The sequence below is a fragment of the Novosphingobium sp. genome (genome assembly GCF_024642085.1).
In the GTDB taxonomy this organism is placed as follows: domain Bacteria; phylum Pseudomonadota; class Alphaproteobacteria; order Sphingomonadales; family Sphingomonadaceae; genus Novosphingobium.
On record NZ_JAHEBV010000012.1, the window covers coordinates 44,702 to 70,618 of the forward strand.

Consider the following 25,917-nt stretch of genomic DNA (forward strand, 5'->3'; position numbering starts at 1 on the left):
CCCCTTCATAGGAGCAGGCTTGCCATGAGCGACGCGCCGCGCCTGGAGTTCGTGATCGCCGGCGGCGGAACCGCCGGATGGATTGCCGCCGCCACCCTGGCGCGGTTCCTGGGCGATTGCGCCGCGATCACGCTGGTTGAATCCGATGAAATCGGCACGGTGGGCGTCGGTGAAGCGACCATCCCGCAAATCCACAATTTGCTGGTCGGTCTTGGCATCGACCAGGGCGATTTTCTGCGCGCTACCAATGCCAGCTTCAAACTGGGGATCGAGTTTGCCGGCTGGCTGCGCGAGGGTGACAGTTACATCCATTCGTTCGGTACGGTCGGGCGCGGGGTCGGGCTGATCCCGTTCCGCCAGCTGTGGCTGCGCGGGCGGGCATTGGGCCAGGCGGGCGACTTTGGCAATTACAGCCCCAACGTTGCCGCTGCGCACGAAGACCGGTTCGGGATTGGCGGCAATGCTGATGGTTCGGCGCCCGATCTGGCCTATGCCTATCACCTTGATGCCACGCTGTTTGCACAGATGCTGCGCGATTATGCCACGCAGCGGGGGGTCCGCCGGGTCGAAGGCAAGATCGTGTCGGCAGAACGTGACAGCAACAGCGGCAATATCACGGCGCTTCAGCTTGACGCGGATCGCCGTATCGCCGGAAACCTGTTTATTGACTGCACCGGCTTTCGCAGCCTGCTGCTGGGCGATGCCCTGCAGGTGCCTTTCACCGACTGGACACAGTGGTTGCCGTGCGACACCGCGCTGGCAGTGCCAAGTGAACCGGGGCCGCGCTTTCGCCCTTACACGCAATCGCTTGCCCGTCCGGCCGGATGGCAATGGCGCATTCCGCTGCAGCATCGCACAGGCAACGGCCACGTGTTCTGCTCGGCGTTCATGGACCAGGAACAGGCGAGCGCGGTGCTGCTGGAAAACCTTGAAGGCAAGCCATTGGCCGATCCGCGTCCGATCCGGTTCACCACCGGGCACCGGCGCGAATACTGGTCGCACAACTGCATAGCTCTGGGGCTGGCCGCCGGGTTCATGGAGCCGCTGGAATCGACCAGCATCCACCTGGTGCAATCGGGCATCGCGCGCCTGCTTAACCTGTTGCCGCGCGATCTGACCGATTGCGCGGTGGCGCGTGCCATGTTCAACCGCCAATCGACCACCGAGTGGGAACACGTCCGCGACTTTCTGGTGCTGCATTACGTTGCCAATCAGCGCATGGGCGATCCATTCTGGGATCATTGCCGCACGATGGCGATCCCTGATGGACTGGCCGAAAAGATTGCGCTGTTCCAGGCCAGCGGCCTGTTCGTGCGCGAGGAGGACGAGCTGTTCCTTGATGACAGCTGGGGCCAGGTGATGATCGGACAAGGGATCGTGCCAAGCGGCTGGTCGCCGCTGGCCGACAATGTTCCGGGTGAGGATATCGGGCCTTTCCTGTCCAGCCTTGCGCGGTCCTGCACCGCGCGCGCGCAGGCGCTGCCGCGCCACAGGGACTTTATTGCCCGGATGACGGGCCAGAAGATCGGACTGCCATCATGAAACAAGCCGTCGCTGCGCTGATCGGACTTGCTCTTGCTGCTCCTGTGGCTGCCAATGCCCAGCCAGGCCCGGCAGACTTCCGTGCCCGCCCGCCTGAACGGGAGGTGGTCTATTTCGTCCTGCCCGACCGGTTTGAAAACGGCGATCCCCGCAACGACAGGGGCGGGATCAAGGGAGACCGGCTGAAGACCGGGTTCGATCCTTCAGCCAAGGGCTTTTACCACGGCGGCGATCTTAGGGGTCTGGTCCGGCGGCTTGATTACATCCAGGGCCTGGGCGCGACAACGGTGTGGTTCGCGCCGATTTTCAAGAACAAGGCGGTGCAGGGCCCCAAGGGTGACGAAAGCGCCGGCTATCACGGTTACTGGATCACCGATTTCACTGCGGTCGACCCGCATTTTGGCACCAATGCCGAGTTCAAGGCCTTTGTCGATGCCGCCCACGCCCGGGGCATGAAGGTTTACATGGACATCGTGGTCAACCACACCGCCGATGTAATCCAGTACCGCGAAGGAGGTGATTATACGTATCGCAGCAAGGCCGACTATCCCTTCTCGCGCCGGGGCGGGGCGGGCGGGGCTGCGATCAATCCGGGCTTTGCCGGGGATGACAAGCCGGGCGCCGACAACTGGGCCAAGCTGACCGATCCCTCGTTTGCCTACACGCCCTACGTACCCAAGGGTGAAGAGAAGGCCAAGACGCCCGGCTGGCTCAACGATCCGGCTTTCTACCACAACCGCGGCAATTCAAACTGGAAAGGCGAAAGCGCGCTGTACGGGGATTTCGTGGGGCTGGACGATTTGGCCACCGAACATCCGCGCGTCGTTGCCGGGATGATCGACATTTACGGTGGCTGGATCGATCGCTACGGCGTCGACGGCTTCCGGATAGACACCGCCAAACACGTCAATCCTGCATTCTGGCGCGCGTTCGTGCCTGCGATGCTGGCCCGCGCCAAAGCCCGCGGCATTCCCAACTTCCACATTTTCGGCGAAGTGGCGACGGGCGATTTCGATCCTGCGCTGCAGGCAGGGTGGACCCGCAATGCCGGTCTGCCGACCAACCTGGACTTCGCGTTCATGCGCGCTGCGGTTGATGCCGCCAGCGGCAGGACTGGAACTGAAACGCTTGCCCGGCTGCATGACGATGATGTGCTGTACGAAGGAGGCAAGGACACCGCGCTGCGCCTGCCCACGTTCCTGGGCAACCACGATGCCGGGCGCTTTGCCTATTTCCTGAAGCAGGCCAATCCCGCGATCGGCGCCGAGGAACTGCTGGCGCGCGACAAGCTGGGCCATGCGCTGATGCTGACGCTGCGCGGGGTGCCGGTGATCTATTATGGCGATGAACAGGGCTTTGCCGGACATGGCGGCGATCAGCTGGCGCGGCAGGACATGTTCGCCAGCAAGGTCGCCGTCTACAACGATGAAGCGCTGGTCGGCACCGCGGCCACCACCGCCAGTGCCAGTTTCAATCCCGCGCACCCGTTGTACCGTTTCATCGCCGAGCTGGCGCGATTGCGGAGCGCTACGCCGGCGTTGACCGGGGGATCAAGCGAGGTTCGCGCCATGTCCGAAAAGCCGGGTATGTTCGCCATATCGCGGTTCGATCCGAAGACCGGGCGCGAGGTGCTGCTGGCATTCAACACATCGACCGCGCCGCTTACGAATAGGATTGCAGTCGATCCGGCCAGCCTTGCGTTCACCGCGCTTGCGGGTCAGTGTCCGGTGTCTGCGGATGCTCCTGGCAGTGTGACCGTAAGCCTTCCTCCCCTTGGTTTTGCCATCTGCGCGGCAAAATGACGAGCGCGCGTTGTCCATGATGAACCGACTTTCTCCGATTACCGCTGCGCCTGCTTCGCACGCTGCCAGCCCTTGGTGGCGGGGCGCGGTGATCTACCAGGTCTATCCGCGCAGCTACCTCGATACCAATGGTGACGGGATCGGCGATCTTCCCGGGGTGACTGCGCGGCTGGATCACATCGCTTCTTTGGGGGTGGACGCGATCTGGCTGTCGCCGTTCTTCACCAGCCCGATGAGGGACTTTGGTTACGACGTCGCCGATTACTGCGATGTCGATCCGATCTTCGGCAATCTCGCTGATTTTGATGCTTTGGTGGCGCGCGCGCATGCGCTGGGCCTCAAGGTCATGATCGACCAGGTCTATGCCCACACTTCGGACCTCCACCCCTGGTTTGCCGAAAGCCGGCAGAGCCGCACCAATCCCAGGGCAGACTGGTATGTATGGGCCGATGCCAAGGCCGATGGATCGCCGCCTTCGAACTGGCAATCGGTGTTCGGCGGCCCGGCCTGGACCTGGGACGCGCGGCGCAGGCAATATTACCTCCACAACTTCCTGAGCAGCCAGCCGCAGCTCAACGGTCACGATCCTGATGTGCAGGACGCGCTGCTGGATGTGGCGCGGTTCTGGCTGGATCGCGGTGTGGACGGCTTCCGGCTGGATGCGCTCAACTTTGCGATGCACGATCCTGCGCTGACCGATAATCCGCCCGCACCCGACAACGATACGCCGCGCACGCGGCCGTTCGATTTTCAGCTGCGCCGGTACAACCAGTCGCACAGTGACATACCCGCCTTCATCGAGCGGATCCGCACGCTGACCGACCGTTACGATGCGGTCTTCACCATGGCCGAAGTTGGCGGGGAAGAAGCGCTGAGCGAGATGCAGCTCTATACCCGGGGCGATGCCCGTCTCAACAGCGCCTATGGCTTTGACTTCCTTTACGCTGAGGCGCTCACTCCGCAGCTTGTGGCCGAGGCACAGGCTAACTGGCCCGACCGGGCGGGTACAGGCTGGCCCAGCTGGGCCTTTGAGAACCACGATGCACCGCGGGCATTGTCGCGCTGGTGTGCGCCGCAGGACCGCGCTGCCTTTGCCCGGCTGAAGCTGCTGCTGCTGATGTGCCTTCGCGGCAATGTCATCCTGTATCAGGGCGAGGAGCTGGGCCTGACCCAGGTATCAATTCCCTTTGAACAGCTGCAGGATCCCGAAGCGATCGCCAACTGGCCGCTGACCTTGTCGCGCGACGGCGCGCGCACGCCGATGCCGTGGACCGCGCAGGACGAACACGGCGGTTTCAGCAGCGGCCAGCCATGGTTGCCGCTGGGCGATGAAAACCTGGCCGAGGCTGCTGACCGGCAGGAAGGTGATCCTCATTCGCTGCTAAACCTTACGCGCGACATGCTGGCGCTGCGCAAAGCCAATCCGGCGCTTCGCGAAGGCAGCTTCGATGCAGTCTCGATTGACGAGAGCCTGCTTGCCGTGCGCCGCCGCGGCGATGGCCAGTCGGTGCTGTGCGTATTCAACCTGTCGCCTGTGCCGTGCGCCTGGCCCGGCGGGATCAGCGGCCAAGGCCGCGTCCTGGCTGCGGTGAACGGCGCCGCGCCTGAAACCACCCTGCCGGCCTATGGTGCCGTGCTTGTCGAGGAGACCGAGTGATGCGTACCGGCCGGATGATTCTTGCGCTGCTTGCCTTGTCGGCATCGCTGCCCGCGCTGGCACAAGCCGCGGCGCCCGTCACCGCGACTTCGCCCGACGGCGCGATCGCGGTGGAAGTCAAAATCGTCGAGGATGGACGCGTAGCCTATTCCATCTCCCGCAAAGGTCAGCCGGTTGTAACAACGTCGCGGCTCGGCTTTCTGTTTACCGATGTGGCCAAGCTTGATCGCAGTCTGGCGATTACCGGACAGGATGTGCGCACTTCCGATGATACCTGGCAGCAGCCCTGGGGCGAATGGCGCCAGATCCGTAACAACTACCGCGAGCTGAAAGTCCACCTGGCCGAAACGGTGCGCCTTAAGCGCCAGTTCGACGTGACTTTCCGCATCTACGATGACGGGGTGGGCTTCCGCTATGAAGTGCCCGATCAGACTGCCATGCACGGCGCCAACATCGCCGAAGAATTGACCGAGTTCAATTTTGCCAGCGATGGCACCGCATGGTGGAAACCCGCCTTTTTGTGGAACCGCGAGGAATACCTTTACAACAAGACCCCGCTTTCGGCCGTCGCCACGGTCGACACGCCGCTGACGGTCAAGTTGGCCGATGGCACGCACGTTGCCGTGCACGAGGCTGCACTGGTCGATTTTTCGGGCATGGCGCTGGCCCGCAGCCAGGGCACATCGTTCCGCGCGGCGCTGACCCCGGGCTCGGGCAAGGCCAAGGTCATCAAGATCGGTTCCTGGTCCACCCCGTGGCGTACCCTGATCATCGCCGACAATGCCGCCGGGCTTTACACCAGCCATCTGATGCTGAACCTCAACGAACCCAACAAGCTGGGCGATGTCAGCTGGTTCAAGCCGGGCAAGTTCAACGGCGTGTGGTGGAACATGATCAAGGGCGAATGGACCTGGGCGCGCGGACCCAAGCACGGGGCGACCACCGCCAACGTCAAACGCTATATTGATTTCGCCGCCGCAAACGGCATTCCCAACACGCTGGTCGAAGGCTGGAACGTGGGCTGGGACGGCGATTGGTTTGGCGATGGCAATGCCATGGATTTCGCCCGGCCGACCGAAGATTTCGACGCTGCCGAACTGGCCAGTTATGCCAGGTCCAAGGGTGTCAGGCTGATCGGCCACCATGAAACCGGCGGATCGGCCAGCCATTACGAAGCGCAGTTCGACAAGGCATTCAAGTTTGCCGCCGACCATGGCGAAATGGTGGTCAAGACGGGCTATGTGACCGATGCCGCGCAAATCGAACGGGTCGATCCCGATGGCTCCGCGTACCGCGAATGGCACGAGGGCCAATGGATGAGCAACCACTTCATCCGGGTTGCCGAGGCCGCTGCAAAGTACAAGGTCGCCTTTGACAGCCACGAACCGATCAAGGGCACCGGTCTGCAGCGGACCTATCCCAATTGGGTTGCGCGCGAAGGGTCGCGCGGGATGGAATACAATTCGTGGAGCGGCAAGAACCCGCCCGAACACGAAGCCAACCTGGTGTTCACCCGGATGCTGGAAGGGCCGATGGACTTCACCCCCGGCGTGCTCAGCCTGACCGGGGAAAAAGGCAGCGCAATCCTGTCGACCGAGGCCAAGCAGCTGGCGCTGTATGTCGTGCTTTATTCGCCCGTAGTAATGGCCGCCGACACGCCTGAAAACTATGCCCAGCATATGGACACCTTCAAGTTCATCCGCGACGTGCCGACCGATTGGGAGGACACCCGGGTACTGAACGGCGAGGTGGGCGATTATGTCACCATGGCGCGCAAGGTGCGCGGCGGGAAAGACTGGTACGTTGGCGGCATCGGCGATGAAGAAGCGCGCAGCGTGTCGTTCGACCTCACGTTCCTGTCGCCCGGCGTCAAGTACGATGCAGAAATCTATCGCGACGGCGACGATGCCGATTACCGGACCGAAAAACGCCACAGCGTGGCCATCGAAAAGCGTGTGCTGACCAGCGCTGACAAGTTGACTTTGCGCATGGCACCGGGCGGAGGCTTTGCGATCCGGCTGAAAGCGCGGAAATGACGCGGCGATGAGCGAGGCGCCTCAGCGCTTCGTCATTCTGGGCGGCGGCACGGCCGGCTGGATGGCGGCTTGCCTGATCGCGCACCGGCTGGGCCAGCGCGCCGCGGTTACTCTGGTGGAAAGCCCGGACATCGGGATCATCGGGGTGGGTGAGGGTTCTACTCCGCAATTGAAAGCGTTCTTCGACGAACTGGGCATTGCCGAGGCAGAGTGGATGCCGCGCTGCAATGCCACCTACAAGAACGGAATCCGGTTTGAGGGCTGGTCCGACGCGCCAGGGTTTGAACGCTATTTCCATCCATTCCCGACTGCAATTGACGATCACACCGCCGGGGCGTTCTTGTTTCACACCCGCGCACGGCGCACGGGGCGCGATGCCTTTGCCCATCCCGATCGGTTTTTGCTGCTCAGCCGCCTGGCGAATGAGCGCCGCGGACCGATCGCCGGCGAAAACTTCCCGTTCGACATCGGCTATGGCTATCACTTCGATGCCCATCTGGTGGGCGAGTTTCTGCGCGATCATGCCGTATCAAAGCTTGGGGTGATCCACCTGCCGCGCCGGGTTGCCGATTGCCGTGTGGACGAAACCGGCCAGATCGCAGCGCTGGTGGCTGACGGCGGGGAAGAAATCGCGGGTGATTTTTTTGTCGATGCGTCGGGGTTCCGTGCCGAGCTGATCCAGCAGGCCTTGGGCGAACCGTTTGAAAGCTTTGCCGGCAATCTGTTCAACGATGCCGCCGTTGCCATGCCCAGTCCGCCCGGCGCCGGTCCGACTCCTTGCGAAACCGGTGCAAGCGCGCTCAGCAATGGCTGGGCGTGGAAAATCCCGCTGACCGGGCGCACCGGCAACGGCTATGTCTATTCATCACGCTACAGCGATGCCGATGCGGCGGAGACGGAACTGCGCCGCCACCTGGGGCTGCTTGACGCCGATGTGGCGGCGCGGCACCTGGCCATGAAAGTCGGGCAGGTGCGCCGGTCGTGGGTCGGCAATTGCCTGGCAGTCGGGTTGGCCCAGGGCTTTATCGAACCGCTGGAGGCGACAGCGCTGCACGTCGTGCATTCGACCGTATCGGGATTTGTCGATGCTTATGAGGCGGGCGGATTTACCGGTACCCACGCCGATGCGTTCAACAGTGCGATTTACGCCCGCTACGAAGGGATCCGCGACTATATCGTCTGCCATTACCGGATGAACCGGCGGCAGGGCGAATATTGGCGTGCCAATGCGCAGAACCAGGACCTGTCGGATAATCTCAAAACGGTGATCACCGCCTGGTTTCGCGGCGACGATCTGGCCGAGGTGGTGCAGGACCTGGACATTGCACGCTATTATGCGCCGCTGTCATGGCACTGCCTGCTGGGCGGATATGGCCAGTATCCCGATCCCGCGCGACTTGTCGCAGCGGAAACGGATTTGCCGCTGGCCGATTTGGGCGCGGTCGATCGCTTCATTACCGGTTGTGCGCTGAACTTTGCCCCGCACGATGATCTGCTGGCGCGGCTGGTTTAGACGGGCCGGGGCAAGGCGGTACTGGCCTTCATCCGTTCCATCGAAAAACTGGAACTGACATCGGCCAGATCGGGCACTGCTGCGATCAGCTTGCGATAGATGCGGTCATAATGCGCAATGTCGCGCACTGACAGCTTGAGCAGATAGTCGACATCGCCGGCCATGCGGTGGCACTCGGCAATCTCGTCGATGCTGGCGATGGCGCGGGAAAACGCATCGAGCCAGCCGGGATCGTGTCTGTTGGTGCGGATCGCGACGAACACGGTGGTGCCCAGCCCGACCTTTTCGGGATCAAGCAGTGCCACCCGCCGGGCGATAACGCCGCTTTCCTCAAGCCGCTTGATCCGCCGCCAGCAGGCATTGTGGGACAGCCCGATCCGTTCACCAATCGCATGCACCGGGAGCGAGGCGTCATTCTGCAACTCGCGCAGGATAGCCCAATCAAGTGAATCGATTTGGTTTTGATCGATCATGGTGGGATAGAATTACCGCGTTTTCCCAAAATTGCCACAAAATCGGCGAAGATATTTCGTCTATCCGTGTTTAGAGTGGGTGAAGCGTTGATCCGGGGACGATTATGCACATCACAAAGCTGTTTACCGACCATCCCGAAAGCGTTGGCGAAAGCTATGGCGAGCATCTGGCCATGGCATCGGGTTTTGGCTTGCGGATGATTCTGGGCGGTCTGGCCTGCATGGTCCACGGCCTGCTGCCGTTCCTGTTCGTCAAGACGGGCAGCAAGCAGATTACCACGCTGCACGGGGTGATGGTCACCAACCGCCAGCGCCAGCCAATGCCGGCAATCCTGGATTTCGTAATCTAGAGCAGCGCCGCCGCAAAGCCGAGTGACACCGCAAAGCTGGCCAGCGTGGCCGCGGCAACGGGTACGATCGCGCGCCAGCCCATCTGCAATAGCAGGTCCATCCTGCTGCGCATCGCGGTTGCCGTCACAGCAAGCAGCAACAGCGTCTTTGATGCCACCAGGGCGACGTGCACCAACGGGGCGGGGACGGCCACCAGACTGTTAAAGGCCACCGTCAGCAGGAACGCGACAATGAACCAGGGCAGTGCCAGCCGCTTCCACACGGGCTGCCCGGCTCCCTTTTCAGCAGGGCCAATCGCCAGGCTGACCAGCGCTACGACCGGGGCGAGCAGGGCCACGCGCGCCAATTTCACGATGGTCGCATAACTGCCCGCCGCATCCGAAAAGGCATAGCCGCCGCCTATCGCCTGAGCGACATCGTGGATCGACGCGCCGATCAGGAACCCAGCCTGGCGGTCATGCAAGGCGAACTCTGCAGCGAGCACTGGATAGACCGACATTGCCAGCGCACTGGCCAGCGATACCCCGACCAGCGTCAGCGCGAATTGGGCCTGGCTGAGCCGGTCCTTGCCGATCACCCCATACAGGGCCAGCGCCGCACTGGCGCCGCATACCGCGGTTGCTCCGCCGGCCAGGATCCCGGCGTAACGCGATTGCCCGGCCAGCCTTGCCCCGCCCATGCCAGCGGCAAAGGTCACCGCCATCACCACTGCCAGCGCAGCGAATGGCGCCACGCCCAGCGCCGCAATCTGCGCGACCGTCACCTGGAAACCCAGCACGACGATGCCGATACGCAGGCAGGTCCGCGAGGCGAAGTCGAGGCCCAGGTGGGTGCGCGCATCGTGCGAAATGAAGTTCAGTGACAGGCCAACCAGCAGGCCCAGCAGGATGATCGGAAAACCATAGTGATCAGACAGCCAGGCGGCGGCTCCTGCGGCTACTGAACAGACTGCAAGGCCGGGCCACAAGGCCGCCACTGCGCTTGCCCGCGCGGCAGCCGGAGCGGCCTCTTGTGCCAGCTGCAGTTCACCGAACAGATCCCCGCCATAAGGCAGGCTGTCCCAGTCAACGCGTCTGTCTGTGGTCTTGGGCAATCGATCGGCCACGTGTCCCCCGCTCGCCCGCTCCTTGCCCCAAGTCGGAGCCAAAGCAAAGCAAAGTCAGGGTCTGCCCGATCCACACTGCGCGAATGGCGGGCCAATCAATGGTCCGCCCTGCTGGTCTTGGCCAGATGCGCGCCTAGTCTGAGCCGAGCGCCTTGTCCTCGTTCGCCCGCTTGACCACATAAAGCCGGATCGCTTCGATCTGGCCGGGCGTAAACTGGCCCTTCCAGGCGACCATGCCGTTGTCCTTGAGCAGACCATCGTGGACAATTTCTTGCCATAGCTTGGGATTGCCCAGCGCAGTGGAGTGGCGAAGGTCGGGGTTAAGCGAACCGGATGCTGCCGCATTACCGTGACAGACCGAGCACGAATTGCTGTAAAGCTTGGTGCCCAGAGCGATCTGTTCTGGCGTGCCCGATGGCGGCGGCGGATCCAGCACGCGCTTGGCGCTGGGGGCCAGAGCAGGCAGCAGCCCCTTGGCGCCCAGCTTGAACACCAGCAGCCGGCTGATGTTGGGCGTGATCTTCTTGCTGACAAGCGCGCCCGCCGAAACATCCCAGACTCCGCCCCATCCGGCCAGCACGGCGACATATTGTTCACCGTCGATGGTATAGGTCATCGGCGCAGCCAGGACCCCGCTTTGGGTGCCGAAAGACCACAGTTTCTTGCCGGCATCGGCGGTGTAGGCGTTAAACTCGCCCGTGGCGGTGCCCTGGAACACCAGATTGCCCGCAGTCGCCAGCGTGCCGCCATTGGTCGGCATCGGATAGGGGACTTTCCACTTAACCTTGCCCGCAACCGGATCAAAAGCGATCAGCGCCCCGTTAAGCGCGTCAGCTGTTGCCGCACGAACGGCCTTGTCGGCAGGCACGTTGCCACCGCTGGCATCGATGCCCAGCTGGAAACCGGTGGTTCCCGGTTTCCAGTCGGGATCGGGTGCGTAAAGCTGGGGCGTGTTGTTGGTCGGGATATAGACCAGCCCGGTCTTGGGACTGAAGCTCATCGGAGTCCAACTGTGCGCGCCCACTGCGCCGGGCGATCCAAGGAATGGCTTGCCGGTAATTTCGTACTTGGCTTCCGGGTTGACAGTGGGTTTGCCGGTGACGGGATCAAGCCCGCTGGCCCAGTTGATCCCGTCGACGAACGGCTTGCCCGAAATGAACTTGCCGGTTTTGGCATCGAGCACATAGAAGAAGCCGTTCTTGGGCGCGTGCATGATGACATGCTGCTGCTGCCCGCCAATCGTCAGGTCGGCCACGGTGATCTGCTGGTTGCTGTCAAAGTCCCAGCGGTCCTCAGGCGTTTCCTGAAAGTGCCAGGCGTATTCGCCGGTATCGGCATTCACTGCGACGATCGATGCGGTGTACAGGCTATCGCCCGCGCCGCTGGTGTTGCGGTGCGCGGGATTCCACGGCTCGGCATTGGCGGTGCCGAAATAGACCAGGTTGGTAACCGGATCATAGGTGATCGAATCCCACACCGTGCCGCCGCCGCCCAGCTTCCAGAAATCGCCGCTCCAGGTCTTGGCCGCAGCGTCCAGGTGTTTGCCTTCCTGCGGCTTTGAAGGGTCGCCGGGGACAGTATAGAACTTCCACAGCTCGTTCCCGGTCTGGGCATCGAAAGCGGCCAGATAGCCGCGGGTGAAATATTCGGAGCCGGCCGATCCGATCAGGATCTTGCCCTTGACCACGCGCGGAGCGCCGGTGATTGCCATGTGGCTGCCATCGGGGATCGTCGGCTTGTCCCAGACAACATTGCCGGTCTTCTGGTCCAGCGCTACCAGGCGCCCGTCCAGTGTTGCGACATAAACCTTGTCACCATAAAGCGCGACACCGCGGTTGACCGCATCGCAGCACACATCGACCAGCTTGGAGCGCGGAACCTTGGGGTCATAGGCCCATTTCAGCGCGCCGGTTTTGGCATCATAGGCTTTTACCATCGACCAAGCGGTGGTGATGTAAAGCACGCCGTCGTGCATCAGCGGGGTCGCTTCCTGCCCGCGTGCGGTATCCAGATCGGCAAACCAGGCAAGCCCCAACTGCGCGGCGTTGGTATCGTTGATCTGGGTCAGCCCGGAAAAGCGCTGTTCGGCATAGTCACGGCCATAGCTTAGCCACTCACCATCAGCGGCCCCGGCGATCATCGCATCGGTCACCCCGCTGGTGGCCGGCGGCGACGGCACCTTGGCATTGTTGCACGCAGCAAGAGCCAACACGGCAATTCCGGCCAGAAGCTTAAAACGCATACCCGATCCCTCTTCCGCAAGCGGCCCGCCTTGCCGGAGGGTCCGTGATTTGCAGTTCGCCGGATTCGGAGCGCGATTGCAACCTTAATCGCGCGATTAGTTGGCAAAAGGATGGGTGGACCTTCCCGGCGGGCAGGCTATCCTTACTACTTCGGGGAAACTGGGAGCCTGACGATGTGCGATGATTTTACGGCCGAGCATGAAGAAACGGCGCTCGCCAAGCTTGGTCTGAACCGCCGGCAATTTGCAGCGGCAGGCGTGGCCAGCATGGCTGCAGCCTGCGCCGATGCCCGGGTTGCGGATATCGCGGCGTTGAAGGAAGAAGGTGTGCAGATCACCACGCCCGACGGCATGGCCGACGCGTTTTTTGTCCGGCCGGTGCGCGGGCGCTTTCCCGCCGTGATCATGTGGCCCGATATCGCTGGCCTGCGCGATGCCTACAAGGAAATGGGCCGCCGCCTGGCGCGGGCCGGGTATGCCGTGCTGGTCGTGAACCACTATTACCGCTCCTCGCCCGCACCGATCCTGGGTTCGATTGCCGAATGGCGTACGCCCGAAGGCCAGGCAAAGCTGAAACCGATGATCGCCGCGCTGACACCTGCGGGCACGATGAGCGATGCCAAAGCCTTTGCCGCCTGGCTTGACAAGCAACGCAGCGTCAACCCGCAAAAAGGCATTGGCACCTGCGGCTATTGCATGGGCGGACCCTATACCGTGCGCAGCGCTTTTGCCGTGCCCGACCGCATTCGTGCCGCTGCATCATTCCACGGCGGCGGGCTGGTCACCGATGCGCCCGACAGTCCGCACAAGCTGCTTGCCCAGACGAAGGCCGGCTACCTCTTCGCCATTGCGCAGAACGACGATGCCCGCGCGCCTGGCGACAAGGATACGCTCAAATCCGCTGCTGCCGCCGCCGGACGCCCCGCCGAGGTCGAAGTCTACAAGGCCGATCACGGCTGGTGCACGCTCGATGCGCCGGTCTATGACAAGGCCGAGGCGGATCGCGCCTGGAACCGTATGCTGGCACTGTTCAAGACCCTGTAGCGCGGGCGGACACAAGGCTGTAGGGGCGCGGCATGATCCGCCTGTCCGGCCTGTCCCTTCCGCTCGACCACCCGGCCGAAGCGCTCGCCCCGGCAATCTGTGCGCGGCTGGGAATTGCCGCGTCCGATCTCAAAGGCTGGTCGCTGTTCAAGCGCGGCAACGATGCGCGGCGCAAATCGGCGATCCTGCTGGTCTATACACTCGATATCGACGTGGCGGACGAGGGCGAGGTGCTGGCCAGGCTGGCCGGGGACAAGGACGTGCGCTCCACCCCCGACATGGCCTGGCATCCACCCGTACAGGCGCCCGATGACTGGGCCGGTACGCGCCCGGTGGTGATCGGTGCGGGACCTTGCGGATTGTTCGCGGGCCTGGTTCTGGCGCAGATGGGGCTAAAGCCGATTATCATCGATCGCGGCAAAGTTGTCCGCGAAAGGACCAAGGACACCTGGGGACTGTGGCGGCGCAGTGAGCTTGATCCCGACAGCAACGTCCAGTTCGGAGAAGGCGGCGCCGGGACGTTCTCTGACGGAAAGCTTTATTGCCGGGTCAAGGACCCGCGCTTTCTGGGCCGCAAGGTGCTGGAAGAGTTTGTTCGCGCCGGCGCACCCACCGATATCCTGTGGGAAGCCCACCCGCACATCGGAACATTCCGACTGGTCACCATGGTCGAAGCGATGCGCGCCGCGATCGAGGCGTTGGGCGGCGAATACCGCTGGCAGACCCGGGTCGACGATCTGGAGCTGGAACGGCGCGGCGATGGTTTTGCCCTGCGCGGGCTGCACCTGCATGACGGTACTTTCGTCGAAGCCGAACACGTGGTCATGGCGGTCGGCCATTCGGCCCGGCCGACTTTTGAAATGCTTCATGCGCGCGGCGTTTATGTCGAGGCCAAGCCGTTTTCCATCGGTGTGCGGATCGAACACCCGCAAAGCTGGATCGACGAGGCGCGCTATGGCCGGTTCGCCAAGCATCCCGACCTTGGCCCAGCCGCCTATAGCCTGGTCCACCACGCCAAGAATAACCGCACGGTCTATTCGTTCTGCATGTGTCCGGGCGGGCGCGTGGTTGCCGCAACCAGCGAGGAAGGCCGTGTCGTCACCAACGGGATGAGCCAGTATTCCCGCGCAGAGTTCAATGCCAATTCGGGTTTTGTCGTGGCGATCGACCCGGCCCGCGACTATCCCGGCGGACCACTTGCGGGCATCGCTTACCAGCGCAAATGGGAAAGCCTGGCCTTTGCCGCGGGCGGCGGCGGCTATCACGCACCGGGCCAGCGGGTGGAGGATTTCCTGAAAGCCCAGCCATCGACCGCGTTGGGATCGGTGGTGCCCAGCTACAAGCCCGGGGTAACGCCGACCGACCTTTCTGCGTGCCTGCCCGATTTCGCGATCGAGGCCATGCGCGAAGCACTGCCGGTGTTCGGCCGCCAGATCGCGCGGTACGATCATGCAGACGTGGTGATGACCGGTGTGGAGACGCGCACGTCCTCGCCGCTGCGGATCACGCGCGGCAAGGATTTCCAATCGCTGAATGTGGCAGGTCTTTACCCTGCGGGTGAAGGCGCGGGCTATGCCGGCGGCATCCTGTCGGCCGCGATAGACGGGATCAAAGCGGGCGAAGCGGTCGCCGCCGCGATCGTCCAGGGATGATGCTGCACCGTTACGACGCAATCGTGCTGGGCGCGGGCGCGGCCGGCTTGATGGCTGCGGCCAGCGCAGGCCAGCGCGGCAAGCGGGTGCTGCTGGTCGATCACAATACCGAGGCGGGCCGCAAGATCCTCATTTCCGGCGGGGGGCGCTGCAACTTCACCAACCTGCACACTGCACCGGACCGCTACCTTTCGGATAACCCGCACTTCGCCAAGTCCGCGCTTAGCCGATATACTCCGCGCGACTTCATTGATCTGGTCGATCGCTACGGCATTGCCTGGCATGAAAAGACCCTGGGCCAGCTGTTCTGTGATGGATCGGCGCGGCAGATTGTCGCTCTGTTGCTGGAAGAATGCGCCAGGGGGCAGGTCGCGCTGGCGTTCGGTGATCCGGTGACTGACGTGGACCATGCCGATAGCCTGTACCGCGTGACCGTGGCGGGCACGGTCCACAGTGCGCCGGTTTTGGTCATCGCCACTGGCGGGCCGTCGATCCCCAAGCTGGGTGCAACCAGTTTTGCCTATGATCTGGCCCGCCGTTTTGGCCTTGCCATTGTCCAGCCGCGCCCGGCGCTGGTGCCTTTCACCCTGGGCGAGGACGAAGCGCTGTTTCGCGAATTATCAGGAGTCTCAACCGAGGTTGAGGTTCGCTGGAACAAGGCCGGTTTCCGGGAAGCTGCGCTGTTTACGCACCGCGGGCTGTCCGGTCCGGCGATGCTGCAGATCAGCAGTTACTGGCAGCACCGGACGCCGATCCACGTCGATTTTGTGCCTGATGCGGCGGCGGGATGGTTGCTGGAAGCCAAGCGCTCGGCGCCGCGCCAGGCCTTGCGGCGCACCCTTGGGGAGCACTTGCCGGAGAGATTAAGCGATGCACTCCTTGCCAAGCTTGGAATGGCGGGCGAGCTTGCCCGGCAAGGCGACAAGGCCTTGCGCCACGCCGAAAACGTACTGCGCCGCTGGCCTTTCACTCCCAACGGCACCGAAGGGTTCGCCAAGGCCGAAGTGACCGCTGGCGGCATCGCCGCAGCAGGTCTGTCATCGCAGACAATGGAAGCGCGCAAGGTACCGGGGCTTTATGCGATCGGTGAAGCGGTTGACGTGACCGGCTGGCTTGGCGGCTATAATTTCCAGTGGGCCTGGGCCAGCGGCGCGGCCGCGGGACGGGCTATTCCCTGACCGGTGAAGGCTTGCCCTTCAAGTTCGTCAGCACGATCATTTCATCATACATCGCGATCAGGTGGCTGTCGTACCATTGGTCCATGACGCATTTGACCCGGCCAAAGAACGGGGCGACATCATCAATCAAATAGTGGCCGTCAGCGCCGGTTGCCGGAGGCGCCACGTCGAGCGCCTGGCCTTTAAGGTAGGCGCCGATTTCATCGATATGCTGGCGCAGCGCGGCCTTGCGGTGTTCGGCGCTGCTGCCGCCGCTGCGGGCATGGCCAAGCTCCTCCTTGCCCTTGTCCATCAGGCCGGTGACATAGGAATAGACACGCTCCATATTCTCGCGCTTGAGCGAGATCATGGTGTCCACATAATCCTTCTTGATCCGCTGGGCAGCGGTATCGGGGTGTTCCGTGCCGTGAAAGGCGGGGCCGAATTGAACCGGGTTTTCCTGTATCATGCCGCCTGCTTTAGGGGGACATGGTTACCACCGGGTTAAGCACGCCGGTTTCGCTTGTTCCCGCCACCCCATGCGCTAACATCGCTGTGTAACGATACGGGAGTACAAGCAATGGGCGGCGTATTGATCGCGCTGATGGGCGTGGTTTTCATCTTTATCCTGATGGGCGTGCGCGTCGTCCGGCAGGGCTATGTCTATACGATCGAACGGCTGGGCAAGTACACGCTGGCGGCCCGTCCGGGGCTGCATGTGATCATCCCGTTCGTCGACCGGGTCGGCCACAAGGTCAACATGATGGAACAGGTGCTGGACATACCAGGACAGGAAATCATCACCCGCGACAATGCGATGGTCGGGGTGGATGCGATCGTGTTCTTCCAGGTACTTGACGCTGGGAAGGCCGCATATGAGGTGTCGAACCTTTATGTCGCGATCATGCAGCTGACCACCACCAACCTGCGCACCGTGATGGGCAGCATGGACCTTGATGAAACGCTGTCACGGCGCGATGAGATCAACGCCAAGCTGCTGCAAGTGATCGATCACGCCACCGAACCATGGGGGGTCAAGATCACCCGCATCGAAATAAAGGACATCCGCCCACCGGCCGATATTTCCAACGCGATGGCCCGGCAGATGAAGGCCGAGCGTGAAAAGCGCGCCAATATTCTTGAAGCAGAAGGTCTGCGTCAGGCCGAAATCCTCCGCGCAGAGGGTGAAAAGCAGGGCGCGATCCTGTCCGCCGAAGGGCGCAAGGAAGCCGCTTTCCGCGATGCCGAAGCGCGCGAGCGTTCGGCCGAAGCTGAAGCACGGGCGACCCAGGTCGTGTCCGAGGCGATCGCCTCGTCCGGCACGCAGGCGCTTAACTACTTCGTCGCGCAGAAATATACCGAGGCCGTGGCCGCCTTTGCCACTTCACCCAATGCCAAGACCATCCTGTTCCCGGTCGAAGCGACCCAGCTGATCGGATCGATCGGCGGGATCGGTGAACTGGTCAAGGATGCCATCGGCAATCCGGGCAATTCGAAATGATCGGCCTGATGGACGGTGCCTCGCCGCAGTGGCTGTGGCTTGGCATGGGGTTGATCCTGGCAATCGGCGAGATGGTCATTCCCGGCGTTTTCCTGATCTGGCTGGCGGGTGCGGCGCTGATTACCGGGCTGGTAACCTGGGCGGTGCCGATCGGCATGCCGGTCCAGGTCGTGCTGTTTGCGGTATTGGCGATTGTTTCGGTGTTTCTGGGCAGGAACTGGCTGGCCCGCAACCCAGTGATCGAAGCTGATCCGCTGATGAACGATCGCGGCGCGCGCAGCGTGGGGGAAGTCGTGCAGGTGACCGAGGCGATCGGTGCCGGATCGGGCCGGGTCAAGCTGGGCGACAGCGAATGGCTGGCCCGCGGCCCTGACGCCGAGGTTGGCACCAAGATGCGCGTTGCCGCTCATGATGGCGCGACCCTGATTGTCGAACACCTCCACTGATCCCATATAGGGGGCCAAGGAGTTCGCCAATGACCGATAAGACCGACCTTACCGAAGCCGAATGGCGGCAGAAGCTGTCGCCCGAGCAGTACCATGTGCTGCGCGAACACGGAACCGAGCGCGCCTTCACCGGCAAGTATGACAGGAACAAGGCCACAGGTGTTTACATGTGCGCCGGTTGCGGCGCGCCATTGTTCTCGTCGGCTACCAAGTATGACAGCGGATCGGGCTGGCCCAGCTATACCGCGCCGGTTGAGGATGAGGCCGTGGACACCATCCGCGATGCCTCTCACGGCATGGTTCGCACGGAAGTCCGCTGCGCGAAATGCGACGGGCATCTGGGCCATGTTTTCCCCGATGGGCCGCGCGATGCCGGCGGGCTGCGCTATTGCATCAACAGTGCCAGTCTGGACTTTGAGCCCAAGGATTGACGGCTGGACGGTACAGCCGTGCGGTTTGACGATTGGGCATTACCCGCTTGATAAAATCTCCTATGGTGGCGGCTGTGCGCCGGGCCTTCGCCATGGCGGGAGGAATGATCGACCCATATGGCCAGAAGCGATATCCGGCGGGATCCGCCGCGCAGACGCCAGCCTGAACCTGCGCGGCCGTCCGGTTGGCGCCGTATTCTGCGCCGGACCTTGGTCTGGGGCTTTGCGGTTGCGCTGCTGGGGGTAATCGCCCTGGCAGTCGCTGTCGGGCTGACCGCCAGGACGCTGCCCAGTTACGACCAGCTCAAGTCCAGCCAGGCCGGACAGATGATCGTCGTGCGTGCGCGCGACGGGTCCGAACTGTTTTCGATGGGGCCCAGCTTTGGCAAATGGGTGCCTTATGGGCAGATACCGCAAGTGATGAAGGATGCGATGCTGTCCACCGAGGACAAGCGCTTTCGCAGTCACATCGGAATCGATCCGATCGGCGTCGCGCGCTCGTTTTACGTACGCTATCAAAGCGGTACCTTCAGGCAGGGCGGGTCAACCATCACGCAGCAGCTGGCCCGCACGGTATTCCTCAACAACGACCGCACGTGGCGCCGCAAGATCCGCGAAATCGTGCTGGCGTTGGCGCTGGAGTGGAAGTTTTCCAAGAACCAGATCCTCGAAGCGTACCTTAACAAGGTCTATTTCGGCGGCGGCGCTTACGGTGTTGATTCTGCCAGCCGCAAGTTCTTCGGCCATCCCGGAACCGAACTTTCCCTGCCCGAGGCGGCAATCATCGCCGGGCTGGTCAAGGCTCCGTCGCACTATTCCCCCACCGCCGATGCCGTTGCCGCGGTTGACCGGGCCAAGGTGGTCTTGCGCCTGATGGAACAGAACGGCGCGATCACTGGGGCCCAGGCCAATGCGGTCGAGTTCAAGGAAATGCGCTTTGCCGCTGAAAAGGGCCAGAACTCCGCCCGCTATTTCACCGACTGGGCCCTGCCCCAGCTTGACCTGCTGCTGGGCGAAATAACCGAACCGATCGAGGTGTGGACTACCCTTGATCCCAAGCTGCAGGCAGCGGCTACCGATTCGATCAAATCCAATGTGCCGGGCGGGGCGCAAGGCGCGCTGGTCAGCCTGGACCGCGACGGCGCTGTGTTGGCGATGGTCGGCGGGACCGACTACGTCACATCCAACTACAACCGCGCGACCAATGCAGTGCGTCAGCCGGGATCGGCGTGGAAACTGTTCGTTTATCTTGCCGCGCTGGAAGCAGGATATACCCCTGACAGCAAAGTGACCGATGAGCCGGTGACCATTGATGGCTGGACCCCGCGCAATTCGGGAGGAAGCTACGCCGGCGAAATCGACGTCCGCACAGCCTTTGCCTATTCAAAGAATACGGTGGCGGCGCAGCTGGGCAACGAGGTGGGCTTTTCCGCAGTAGCCGGCATGGCCCGCCGCTTTGGCATCACCACGCCGATCAACACCTATCCTTCGATGGTGCTGGGCGCCAGCGAGGTTCGCCTGATCGACATGACTCGCGCCTTTGCGTCGGTTTCGGCCAAGGGCCAGGCAATCGAACCCTATGGCATCGTCAAGGTCACTTCGACCGGCGGACGCCTGCTGTATCAGCGCAGCGCCAAAGGCGGGCAAATGCTGGTCCCCGCTTATGTCGCGGCCGGCATCACCGACTTGCTGCAAAGTGCAGTCAATATCGGCACCGGCCGGGCTGCCCAGATCGGCAGGCCCGTGGCAGGCAAGACCGGGACCACGTCTTCCAACAAGGACGGCTGGTTCCTGGGTTTTTCCAGCGGCGTCACAACCGGGGTCTGGATGGGCCGCGACGATGACAAGCCGGTAACCGGCCTGCAAGGCGGCACGGCTCCTGCCCGCGCCTTTGCCGGATACATGAAAACCGCTGTGGCCGGCCGGCCGGTCGAACAGTTCGATACGGCGGTGACCTTGCCGGCATGGCAGCTTGAGCCGGATGACGAGGCCAACCTTGGCCCCAACCCGGACGACTATTACTACCCTGACGATCAGGGCAATCTGATCGAGCCGCAGCGTCCCGGAGATCAGGAAATGCTTCCCCCCGACCAGGGCAATGGCGAACCCGAAATGGTGCCAGCACCCCCTGCGGCCAATCAGGATTTTCTGGATCAGGCCACCGGAAAGACCAAACCGCCTCCGCGTCCTGTCCGCGATCGATCGGCCCCACCGGCTGCCCAGTCCACCAAAACGCCGCAGCCCTGAACGGCAAAAAGGGCCTTTTTCCCAATGGAAGAAGGCCCCTTTTGATCTGGCGTTTCAGCGAAGCGTCAGCGTAGCCGTACCGGCATATAAACAGCGGGCTGGCCGCGCTTTTGCACGCGCAGCAGCAATGCCGCCCGGCCGTCCGTCTTGGCGCTGCGAATAGCGGCTTCCAGATCCGCAACGGTCACCACATCACGGTAATTGGCAGACAGGATCAGGTCGCCGCGGGTAAAGCCGCGCGATGCGGCATCGGATGACTGATCTACCTGGGCGATAACCAGACCGCGGGTGCCGGCTGGAACACCCAGTTGTCCGGCGATCTGCGCGTTGAGCGGAAGAACCGATAATCCCAGCGCTTTTTCGGCAAGTCCTTCGCCCTTGGCCGCATCGCCCTGGCTATAGGGATCGTCCTGCTGGGGCGCGTTGGGATTGAACGACTGCTTGGCCATTTCCTCTTCGCTGGGGCGCTTGCCCACTGTGGCGGTCAGCGTCATGCGCTTGCCCTGGCGGATAAGCTCGATCGGAATCCGTTTGCCCGGCGCGGTATTGGCCACGATGTAGGACAGCGTCTGATCCGGGCTGACGTCCTTGCCATCCACCTTCAGAACCACATCGCCAGGCTGGATCCCCGCGGCCGCGGCGGGCTGCGCCGGCTGGACCGACTGAACCAGTTCGCCCCGGTTGTGCGACAGGCCCAGCGAATCGGCGACGTCCTCGGTCACCGGCTGGATCTGAACGCCAAGGTAGCCCCGATCGATTGATACGCCCTTGATCAGCTTTTCAACGATTGGTGCTGCGGTTTCGGCCGGAATGGCGAATCCGATACCGACCGAACCGCCAGTCGGCGAAAAGATCGCATTGTTGATGCCGATTACCTGGCCCTTCATGTCGAACATGGGGCCGCCGGAATTGCCCCGGTTGATCGAGGCGTCGGTCTGGATGTAGCGATCATAGGCGCTGCCCGACCCGGTCGAACGGGTGACTGCCGAAACGATCCCCGATGTGACTGTGCCGCCAAGCCCGAACGGGTTGCCGATGGCAATCACCCAGTCGCCGACACGGGCCGAACGGCTATCTCCGAACTTGACGAAGGGCATCGGCTTGGTCGCCGTGATTTTCAGGACAGCCAGATCGGAAGGCGCATCCTTGCCGACCAGTTTGGCCGGATATTCGGTGCCGTCTGGCATCGTCACGGTGATCGATTCGACCTGGCCCTTGCCTTCGGCAGTGACCACATGGTTGTTGGTCACCACGTAACCGTCTGACGAAATGACAAAGCCCGATCCCAGCGACTGGGCTTCGCGGGTCTGCGGGGCGCCATTACCGCCGCCGCCGCCAAACAGGCCTTCGAACGGGGTTCCGGCAAAGGGGTTGCCGCCGCCACTTGCAACCTGGACTTTTTGCCGGGTCGAGATGTTGACGACCGCGGGCTGCAATTGCTGGGTCAGATCGGCAAAGCTGGCGGGCGCACCGGCGCGCGGCACCACGTTGCTCATCTGGCTGGCATCGTTCTGCGCAACCTGCGCGCCAGCGGGAAGGCCGGTTGCCAGCGAAAGGGCCGCGCCGCCAAGCAGCAGCGCCGAAGTCACTCCATAAGCGTATCGCACGTGTCTCAAATCCTCTTGTTCATCGCATTCAGACCCCGCCAGCGATTCACGCCGGAGCGCCTGAACGGGAATTGAATGGGCTACTGACCCCGGAACTGTTTCAGGTATTCGCTGTCCGGTCCCAGGATAATCGTTGCGGCATTCTTGCCCTTTTCACCGCCGAAAACCACCTCGTAGCTTTGGATGGCGCGGAAAAAGTCATAAAACGCCGGGTCCTTGCCTGCCGCCGCTCCCAACAACCGCGCCGAATCTGTGCGGGCTGCCATCAGGATGCGATCAGCCTCGCGCTGGCCGTTTTCGGTTTCAAATGTGGCGATCCGCTCGCGCTCGCTCTCCATCCGTTCATAGGTCTGCTGCAGTTCTCCCTCCGGAAAAGCGGCAGAGCTCAACCGCAAGTCTACGACCTGGATGCCCAGGGGCCGCGCCCGCGCATCGACTACGCTGCGCAGACGTTGCAGCGCTCCGCCGTTGCCGGGCAGCACCAACTGGGCCGCGGTCACCTGGCCCAGTTCCTGCTGAACCAGCGCGCGTAGGGCATCGCCCACCTGAGCCATCGCCTTGTCGCTTCCGCCGCCATTGCGAACCACCTTGACAGGATCGAATGCGCGCAGGGTAGCGGTGGCATCGACCAGCAGCGGAACCTGATCGGAACCACGCACGCTTAGCCGTTCAGCGGTAAATCCGAACAGGCCGCGATCAACCCATTCGACCTGTTCGACCACCGGCCAGTGGGCGATCAGCCCGCCGCCGCCCGACCCTTCTTTCAGCGTCCAGCGATTGATCACGCGGACCGGCTCGCCCATGCGGGTGATAACCGCCTGACTGCCTTCGGGCACAGTGGTCACGCACAGACCCAGCAGTATCGCGGCGGTGCCGAATACGAACAGGGCTGCGCGGCTGCGGTTTGTGGCCATGGCTATGGTCCTCCCGTGGCGCTGGCCGTTGGCGTGGGTGCCGGACTTTCAACCGGACCGGGCGAACTGATTGCTACCGTCGTGCCGGCCCCGGCAATAACAACCTTGTTGTTGGCAAGCACGTGTTCCATCGTCTGATAATAGGCGCGCTTGCGGGTTATCGCAGGCGCGGCTTCGTATTGCGCATAGACGCTTTCAAACCGGGCCGCCTCGTCGGTGGCAACGGCGGTGATCTTTTGCGCTTCGGTGCTGGCCTGGGCGATTGCATCGCGTGCGCCCTTGCGCGCTTCGTTGACCTTGCGGAACGCATCGGCCAGCTTTTCGGGGTGGTTGGCGTTCAGCACCTCGGCCCCTTCGACCCGCACGCCCAGTTTCAGCACGTCCAGCGCGGCCTGGGTACGGCTGGCGACCAGCTGTTGCAATTCGGCGCGGCGCTGTCCCTCAATCAGATCGTCGAATCCCTGTTCCGCCACAGCGCCGCGAACCTGTGCTTCGGCCAATTTGGCAATCAGCGCCGGCGTGTCATCGGCGTTGTAGGCAAACCGGCGCAAGTCGTTGATACGCCAGCGCAGTTTGGCGGTCAGGTTGACCAGCTGCCGATCGCGCGTGATCATCAGCGTCTCGCCGCTTTTCGATGCGATCACGGTTTCCTGACCAGTCGCCGTTTCGCGCACCGCGACGGCTTGGGCCGGCCATGGCAAAGTCAGCGTCAAGCCGGTACCGATGGTCCGGTCATAGCGCCCAAAGGACGTGACCAGGCCCTGTTCGCCTTTGCCCAGAACGTGAACGGATGTTCCGCCGATCCATGCCGCGACAAGACCCGCAAGCACCAGCGGCAGCCACGTTCGTCCCGCAGGCCCGCCGCCCTTGCGCAGACGCGCACGCTGTTTGAGGATATCTTCGATATTGGCCGAACGGCGGGTCTGTTCCGGTTCTGACGGGGGAAGCCACGGGTTGAGCGGGCGATTACCGGGCCGCGCACCTTCTGCATCCTCAGCTGGATCAGCGGTTTTATCGCCAGCCTGATCGCCAGCCAGGTCGCCAGGCGGATCGGCCTGCGCCGCATCGCCGCCTTCGCCCCACGGGCTTTTGCGTCCGGCCATTGCCAGCACGTGCCCGTTGTCAATCTCACCCGGTTTATCCATCGAAATCCGTTATAGGGTCGGCTCGCGCACAAAAACAGTGTCTGCCGATGCTTTTTCCTTGCTAGGGGGGTTGGCCATGAGTGACCCGACCGATGCGCTGCGCGCCGCGCTCCCCCCTCAAATCCAGTCCCGCCTGCAAAGCCTGCGCCTGACAGACGGGGTGGCAATTGCCGTGCTGGATGCCAGCGGCAGCGATGCGGCGGTCCGGGCCAGTCTGGAAACTGCGGTAAAGCAGGCGCTTTGCGGCCAACCCGGTGTGTCCGATGTTCGCGTGGCGCTGACCGCCGACAAGGTCCGCCGCCGGATCGTCGCGGTGGGATCGGGCAAAGGCGGGGTTGGCAAATCGACCGTGTCGGCAAATCTGGCGATTGCCCTGTCGCGCGCGGGCCGCAAGGTCGGCCTGGTCGATGCCGACATTTATGGCCCATCTCAGCCGCGGTTGCTGGGTAGCGAAGGCATCAGGCCCGCCGCCCATGACAGCAAGATGGTGCCCGTGCAGGGCCAGTGGGGCGTGCCGATGCTGTCGATGGGCCAGCTGATCGATCCGGACAAGGCGATCGCCTGGCGCGGGCCAATGGCAGGCAATGCGCTGAACCAGCTGATTGATGCCCATTGGGGTGAAATCGATACTCTGATTGTTGATTTGCCGCCCGGAACCGGTGATGTTCAGCTGACTATGCTGCAAAAGCACAAGCCTGCCGGAGCGGTGATTGTCTCAACCCCGCAGGATCTTGCCTTGATCGATGCGCGCCGCGCGATTCAATTGTTTGAGGTGGGACAGGTGCCGATTATCGGCATGGTCGAAAACATGGCAGGCTACGCCTGCCCGCATTGCAACGAGGTCAGTGATCCGTTCGGAAGCGGCGGGACCGAGGCCGCGGCAGCACAATTGGGGCTGCCCTTTCTGGGGCGTATTCCGCTCGACATCGTGATCCGCCAGGCCAGCGACGCCGGGACGCCGCCCGCCGCAGGCGATGGGCCGCACGGCCGCGCCTTTGCCGATCTTGCGCGGCGGGTCGGCGGCTGGCTTGACGGCGCAGAAGGGCGCTAGG

At 62.9% G+C, this 25,917-nt stretch carries 21 protein-coding genes; 14 read left to right on the forward strand and 7 right to left on the reverse strand.

Annotated features, from left to right (window positions below; genetic code table 11):
- Nucleotides 1-24 precede the first annotated feature (24 nt).
- Genes Q0L62_RS07120 through Q0L62_RS07140 form a run of 5 tightly spaced genes read left to right on the forward strand, consistent with a single transcriptional unit; the run spans nucleotide 25 to nucleotide 8,550 of the window.
- Nucleotides 25-1,542, forward strand: coding sequence for a tryptophan halogenase family protein (locus Q0L62_RS07120; protein ID WP_296678351.1), 1,518 nt, complete (start codon nucleotides 25-27; stop codon nucleotides 1,540-1,542).
- Nucleotides 1,539-3,344: an alpha-amylase family glycosyl hydrolase gene (locus tag Q0L62_RS07125; protein ID WP_296678353.1), complete on the forward strand. Its 1,806-nt coding sequence runs from the start codon at nucleotides 1,539-1,541 to the stop codon at nucleotides 3,342-3,344. Before Q0L62_RS07120 ends, Q0L62_RS07125 begins: the two co-directional genes overlap by 4 nt.
- A 19-nt stretch (nucleotides 3,345-3,363) precedes the next feature.
- Nucleotides 3,364-5,001, forward strand: coding sequence for an alpha-amylase family glycosyl hydrolase (locus Q0L62_RS07130; RefSeq protein ID WP_296678355.1), 1,638 nt, complete (start codon nucleotides 3,364-3,366; stop codon nucleotides 4,999-5,001).
- Complete coding sequence (locus Q0L62_RS07135) at nucleotides 5,001-7,037, forward strand: glycoside hydrolase family 97 protein (protein ID WP_296678409.1); 2,037 nt, start codon at nucleotides 5,001-5,003, stop codon at nucleotides 7,035-7,037. Before Q0L62_RS07130 ends, Q0L62_RS07135 begins: the two co-directional genes overlap by 1 nt.
- A 7-nt stretch (nucleotides 7,038-7,044) precedes the next feature.
- Nucleotides 7,045-8,550, forward strand: coding sequence for a tryptophan halogenase family protein (locus Q0L62_RS07140; protein WP_296678357.1), 1,506 nt, complete (start codon nucleotides 7,045-7,047; stop codon nucleotides 8,548-8,550).
- On the opposite strand, the gene Q0L62_RS07145 is transcribed toward Q0L62_RS07140, so the two are convergent.
- The gene (locus Q0L62_RS07145) at nucleotides 8,547-9,023 is read right to left on the reverse strand and encodes an Lrp/AsnC family transcriptional regulator (RefSeq protein ID WP_296678359.1); all 477 of its coding nucleotides are present in this window, start codon (nucleotides 9,021-9,023) and stop codon (nucleotides 8,547-8,549) included. The two genes, Q0L62_RS07140 and Q0L62_RS07145, sit on opposite strands and share 4 nt — an antisense overlap.
- A gap of 104 nt (nucleotides 9,024-9,127) precedes the next feature.
- On the opposite strand from Q0L62_RS07145, the gene Q0L62_RS07150 reads away from it, so the two are divergent.
- Nucleotides 9,128-9,373, forward strand: coding sequence for a DUF6356 family protein (locus tag Q0L62_RS07150; RefSeq protein WP_296678361.1), 246 nt, complete (start codon nucleotides 9,128-9,130; stop codon nucleotides 9,371-9,373).
- On the opposite strand, the gene Q0L62_RS07155 is transcribed toward Q0L62_RS07150, so the two are convergent.
- Together Q0L62_RS07155 and Q0L62_RS07160 are read right to left on the reverse strand one after the other, a co-directional pair.
- Nucleotides 9,370-10,479 carry a putative sulfate exporter family transporter gene (locus Q0L62_RS07155; protein WP_296678363.1) on the reverse strand — a complete coding sequence of 370 codons (1,110 nt, stop codon included), beginning with the start codon at nucleotides 10,477-10,479 and terminating at the stop codon, nucleotides 9,370-9,372. The genes Q0L62_RS07150 and Q0L62_RS07155 overlap by 4 nt on opposite strands.
- A 133-nt stretch (nucleotides 10,480-10,612) precedes the next feature.
- The gene (locus Q0L62_RS07160) at nucleotides 10,613-12,721 is read right to left on the reverse strand and encodes a PQQ-dependent dehydrogenase, methanol/ethanol family (RefSeq protein ID WP_296678365.1); all 2,109 of its coding nucleotides are present in this window, start codon (nucleotides 12,719-12,721) and stop codon (nucleotides 10,613-10,615) included.
- Nucleotides 12,722-12,895: 174 nt separating this feature from the next.
- On the opposite strand from Q0L62_RS07160, the gene Q0L62_RS07165 reads away from it, so the two are divergent.
- Genes Q0L62_RS07165 through Q0L62_RS07175 form a run of 3 tightly spaced genes read left to right on the forward strand, consistent with a single transcriptional unit; the run spans nucleotide 12,896 to nucleotide 16,595 of the window.
- Nucleotides 12,896-13,765 carry a dienelactone hydrolase family protein gene (locus Q0L62_RS07165; protein ID WP_296678410.1) on the forward strand — a complete coding sequence of 290 codons (870 nt, stop codon included), beginning with the start codon at nucleotides 12,896-12,898 and terminating at the stop codon, nucleotides 13,763-13,765.
- 32 nt (nucleotides 13,766-13,797) lie between these two features.
- A complete protein-coding gene (locus tag Q0L62_RS07170) occupies nucleotides 13,798-15,417 on the forward strand; it encodes an NAD(P)/FAD-dependent oxidoreductase (RefSeq protein ID WP_296678367.1) in 1,620 nt (539 codons plus the stop codon).
- Nucleotides 15,417-16,595, forward strand: a complete 1,179-nt coding sequence (locus tag Q0L62_RS07175) for an aminoacetone oxidase family FAD-binding enzyme (RefSeq protein WP_296678369.1) — start codon at nucleotides 15,417-15,419, stop codon at nucleotides 16,593-16,595. The genes Q0L62_RS07170 and Q0L62_RS07175 overlap by 1 nt, the downstream gene beginning before the upstream one ends.
- On the opposite strand, the gene Q0L62_RS07180 is transcribed toward Q0L62_RS07175, so the two are convergent.
- Nucleotides 16,585-17,043 (reverse strand): hypothetical protein, encoded by a 459-nt coding sequence (locus Q0L62_RS07180; RefSeq protein WP_296678371.1) that lies wholly within the window; start codon nucleotides 17,041-17,043, stop codon nucleotides 16,585-16,587. The genes Q0L62_RS07175 and Q0L62_RS07180 overlap by 11 nt on opposite strands.
- 111 nt (nucleotides 17,044-17,154) lie before the next feature.
- On the opposite strand from Q0L62_RS07180, the gene Q0L62_RS07185 reads away from it, so the two are divergent.
- The 4 genes from Q0L62_RS07185 (at nucleotide 17,155) to Q0L62_RS07200 (ending at nucleotide 21,199) form a co-directional block, all read left to right on the forward strand.
- Nucleotides 17,155-18,075 carry an SPFH domain-containing protein gene (locus Q0L62_RS07185; RefSeq protein ID WP_296678374.1) on the forward strand — a complete coding sequence of 307 codons (921 nt, stop codon included), beginning with the start codon at nucleotides 17,155-17,157 and terminating at the stop codon, nucleotides 18,073-18,075.
- Nucleotides 18,072-18,521, forward strand: coding sequence for an NfeD family protein (locus Q0L62_RS07190; protein ID WP_296678376.1), 450 nt, complete (start codon nucleotides 18,072-18,074; stop codon nucleotides 18,519-18,521). The genes Q0L62_RS07185 and Q0L62_RS07190 overlap by 4 nt, the downstream gene beginning before the upstream one ends.
- Nucleotides 18,522-18,550: 29 nt before the next feature.
- Nucleotides 18,551-18,952 (forward strand): peptide-methionine (R)-S-oxide reductase MsrB, encoded by a 402-nt coding sequence (gene msrB / locus Q0L62_RS07195; protein ID WP_296678378.1) that lies wholly within the window; start codon nucleotides 18,551-18,553, stop codon nucleotides 18,950-18,952.
- 117 nt (nucleotides 18,953-19,069) lie between these two features.
- On the forward strand, nucleotides 19,070-21,199 hold the full coding sequence (locus Q0L62_RS07200) for a transglycosylase domain-containing protein (protein ID WP_296678379.1): 2,130 nt from the start codon (nucleotides 19,070-19,072) through the stop codon (nucleotides 21,197-21,199).
- A gap of 65 nt (nucleotides 21,200-21,264) precedes the next feature.
- On the opposite strand, the gene Q0L62_RS07205 is transcribed toward Q0L62_RS07200, so the two are convergent.
- From Q0L62_RS07205 to hflK, 3 genes are all read right to left on the reverse strand, one after another.
- On the reverse strand, nucleotides 21,265-22,806 hold the full coding sequence (locus Q0L62_RS07205) for a Do family serine endopeptidase (RefSeq protein ID WP_296678381.1): 1,542 nt from the start codon (nucleotides 22,804-22,806) through the stop codon (nucleotides 21,265-21,267).
- A gap of 80 nt (nucleotides 22,807-22,886) precedes the next feature.
- Nucleotides 22,887-23,720 carry an SPFH domain-containing protein gene (locus Q0L62_RS07210; RefSeq protein WP_296678382.1) on the reverse strand — a complete coding sequence of 278 codons (834 nt, stop codon included), beginning with the start codon at nucleotides 23,718-23,720 and terminating at the stop codon, nucleotides 22,887-22,889.
- A 2-nt stretch (nucleotides 23,721-23,722) separates the two neighbouring features.
- Entirely contained in the window at nucleotides 23,723-24,865 is a 1,143-nt protein-coding gene (gene hflK / locus Q0L62_RS07215) for a protease modulator HflK (RefSeq protein WP_296678384.1), read from the reverse strand.
- Between the two features lie 76 nt (nucleotides 24,866-24,941).
- Between hflK and Q0L62_RS07220 the strand changes: the two genes are divergently transcribed.
- Nucleotides 24,942-25,916 (forward strand): Mrp/NBP35 family ATP-binding protein, encoded by a 975-nt coding sequence (locus Q0L62_RS07220; RefSeq protein ID WP_296678385.1) that lies wholly within the window; start codon nucleotides 24,942-24,944, stop codon nucleotides 25,914-25,916.
- The last annotated feature ends 1 nt before the right edge of the window (nucleotide 25,917 follow it).

Coding starts and splice junctions, on each gene's coding strand:
- Q0L62_RS07120 (WP_296678351.1), top strand. CDS start 25: ATGAGCGACGCGCCGCGCCTGGAGTTCGTGATCGCCGGCGGCGGAACC.
- Q0L62_RS07125 (WP_296678353.1), top strand. CDS start 1,539: ATGAAACAAGCCGTCGCTGCGCTGATCGGACTTGCTCTTGCTGCTCCT.
- Q0L62_RS07130 (WP_296678355.1), top strand. CDS start 3,364: ATGAACCGACTTTCTCCGATTACCGCTGCGCCTGCTTCGCACGCTGCC.
- Q0L62_RS07135 (WP_296678409.1), top strand. CDS start 5,001: ATGCGTACCGGCCGGATGATTCTTGCGCTGCTTGCCTTGTCGGCATCG.
- Q0L62_RS07140 (WP_296678357.1), top strand. CDS start 7,045: ATGAGCGAGGCGCCTCAGCGCTTCGTCATTCTGGGCGGCGGCACGGCC.
- Q0L62_RS07145 (WP_296678359.1), bottom strand. CDS start 9,023: ATGATCGATCAAAACCAAATCGATTCACTTGATTGGGCTATCCTGCGC.
- Q0L62_RS07150 (WP_296678361.1), top strand. CDS start 9,128: ATGCACATCACAAAGCTGTTTACCGACCATCCCGAAAGCGTTGGCGAA.
- Q0L62_RS07160 (WP_296678365.1), bottom strand. CDS start 12,721: ATGCGTTTTAAGCTTCTGGCCGGAATTGCCGTGTTGGCTCTTGCTGCG.
- Q0L62_RS07165 (WP_296678410.1), top strand. CDS start 12,896: ATGTGCGATGATTTTACGGCCGAGCATGAAGAAACGGCGCTCGCCAAG.
- Q0L62_RS07170 (WP_296678367.1), top strand. CDS start 13,798: ATGATCCGCCTGTCCGGCCTGTCCCTTCCGCTCGACCACCCGGCCGAA.
- Q0L62_RS07175 (WP_296678369.1), top strand. CDS start 15,417: ATGCTGCACCGTTACGACGCAATCGTGCTGGGCGCGGGCGCGGCCGGC.
- Q0L62_RS07180 (WP_296678371.1), bottom strand. CDS start 17,043: ATGATACAGGAAAACCCGGTTCAATTCGGCCCCGCCTTTCACGGCACG.
- Q0L62_RS07185 (WP_296678374.1), top strand. CDS start 17,155: ATGGGCGGCGTATTGATCGCGCTGATGGGCGTGGTTTTCATCTTTATC.
- Q0L62_RS07190 (WP_296678376.1), top strand. CDS start 18,072: ATGATCGGCCTGATGGACGGTGCCTCGCCGCAGTGGCTGTGGCTTGGC.
- msrB (WP_296678378.1), top strand. CDS start 18,551: ATGACCGATAAGACCGACCTTACCGAAGCCGAATGGCGGCAGAAGCTG.
- Q0L62_RS07200 (WP_296678379.1), top strand. CDS start 19,070: ATGGCCAGAAGCGATATCCGGCGGGATCCGCCGCGCAGACGCCAGCCT.
- Q0L62_RS07210 (WP_296678382.1), bottom strand. CDS start 23,720: ATGGCCACAAACCGCAGCCGCGCAGCCCTGTTCGTATTCGGCACCGCC.
- hflK (WP_296678384.1), bottom strand. CDS start 24,865: ATGGATAAACCGGGTGAGATTGACAACGGGCACGTGCTGGCAATGGCC.
- Q0L62_RS07220 (WP_296678385.1), top strand. CDS start 24,942: ATGAGTGACCCGACCGATGCGCTGCGCGCCGCGCTCCCCCCTCAAATC.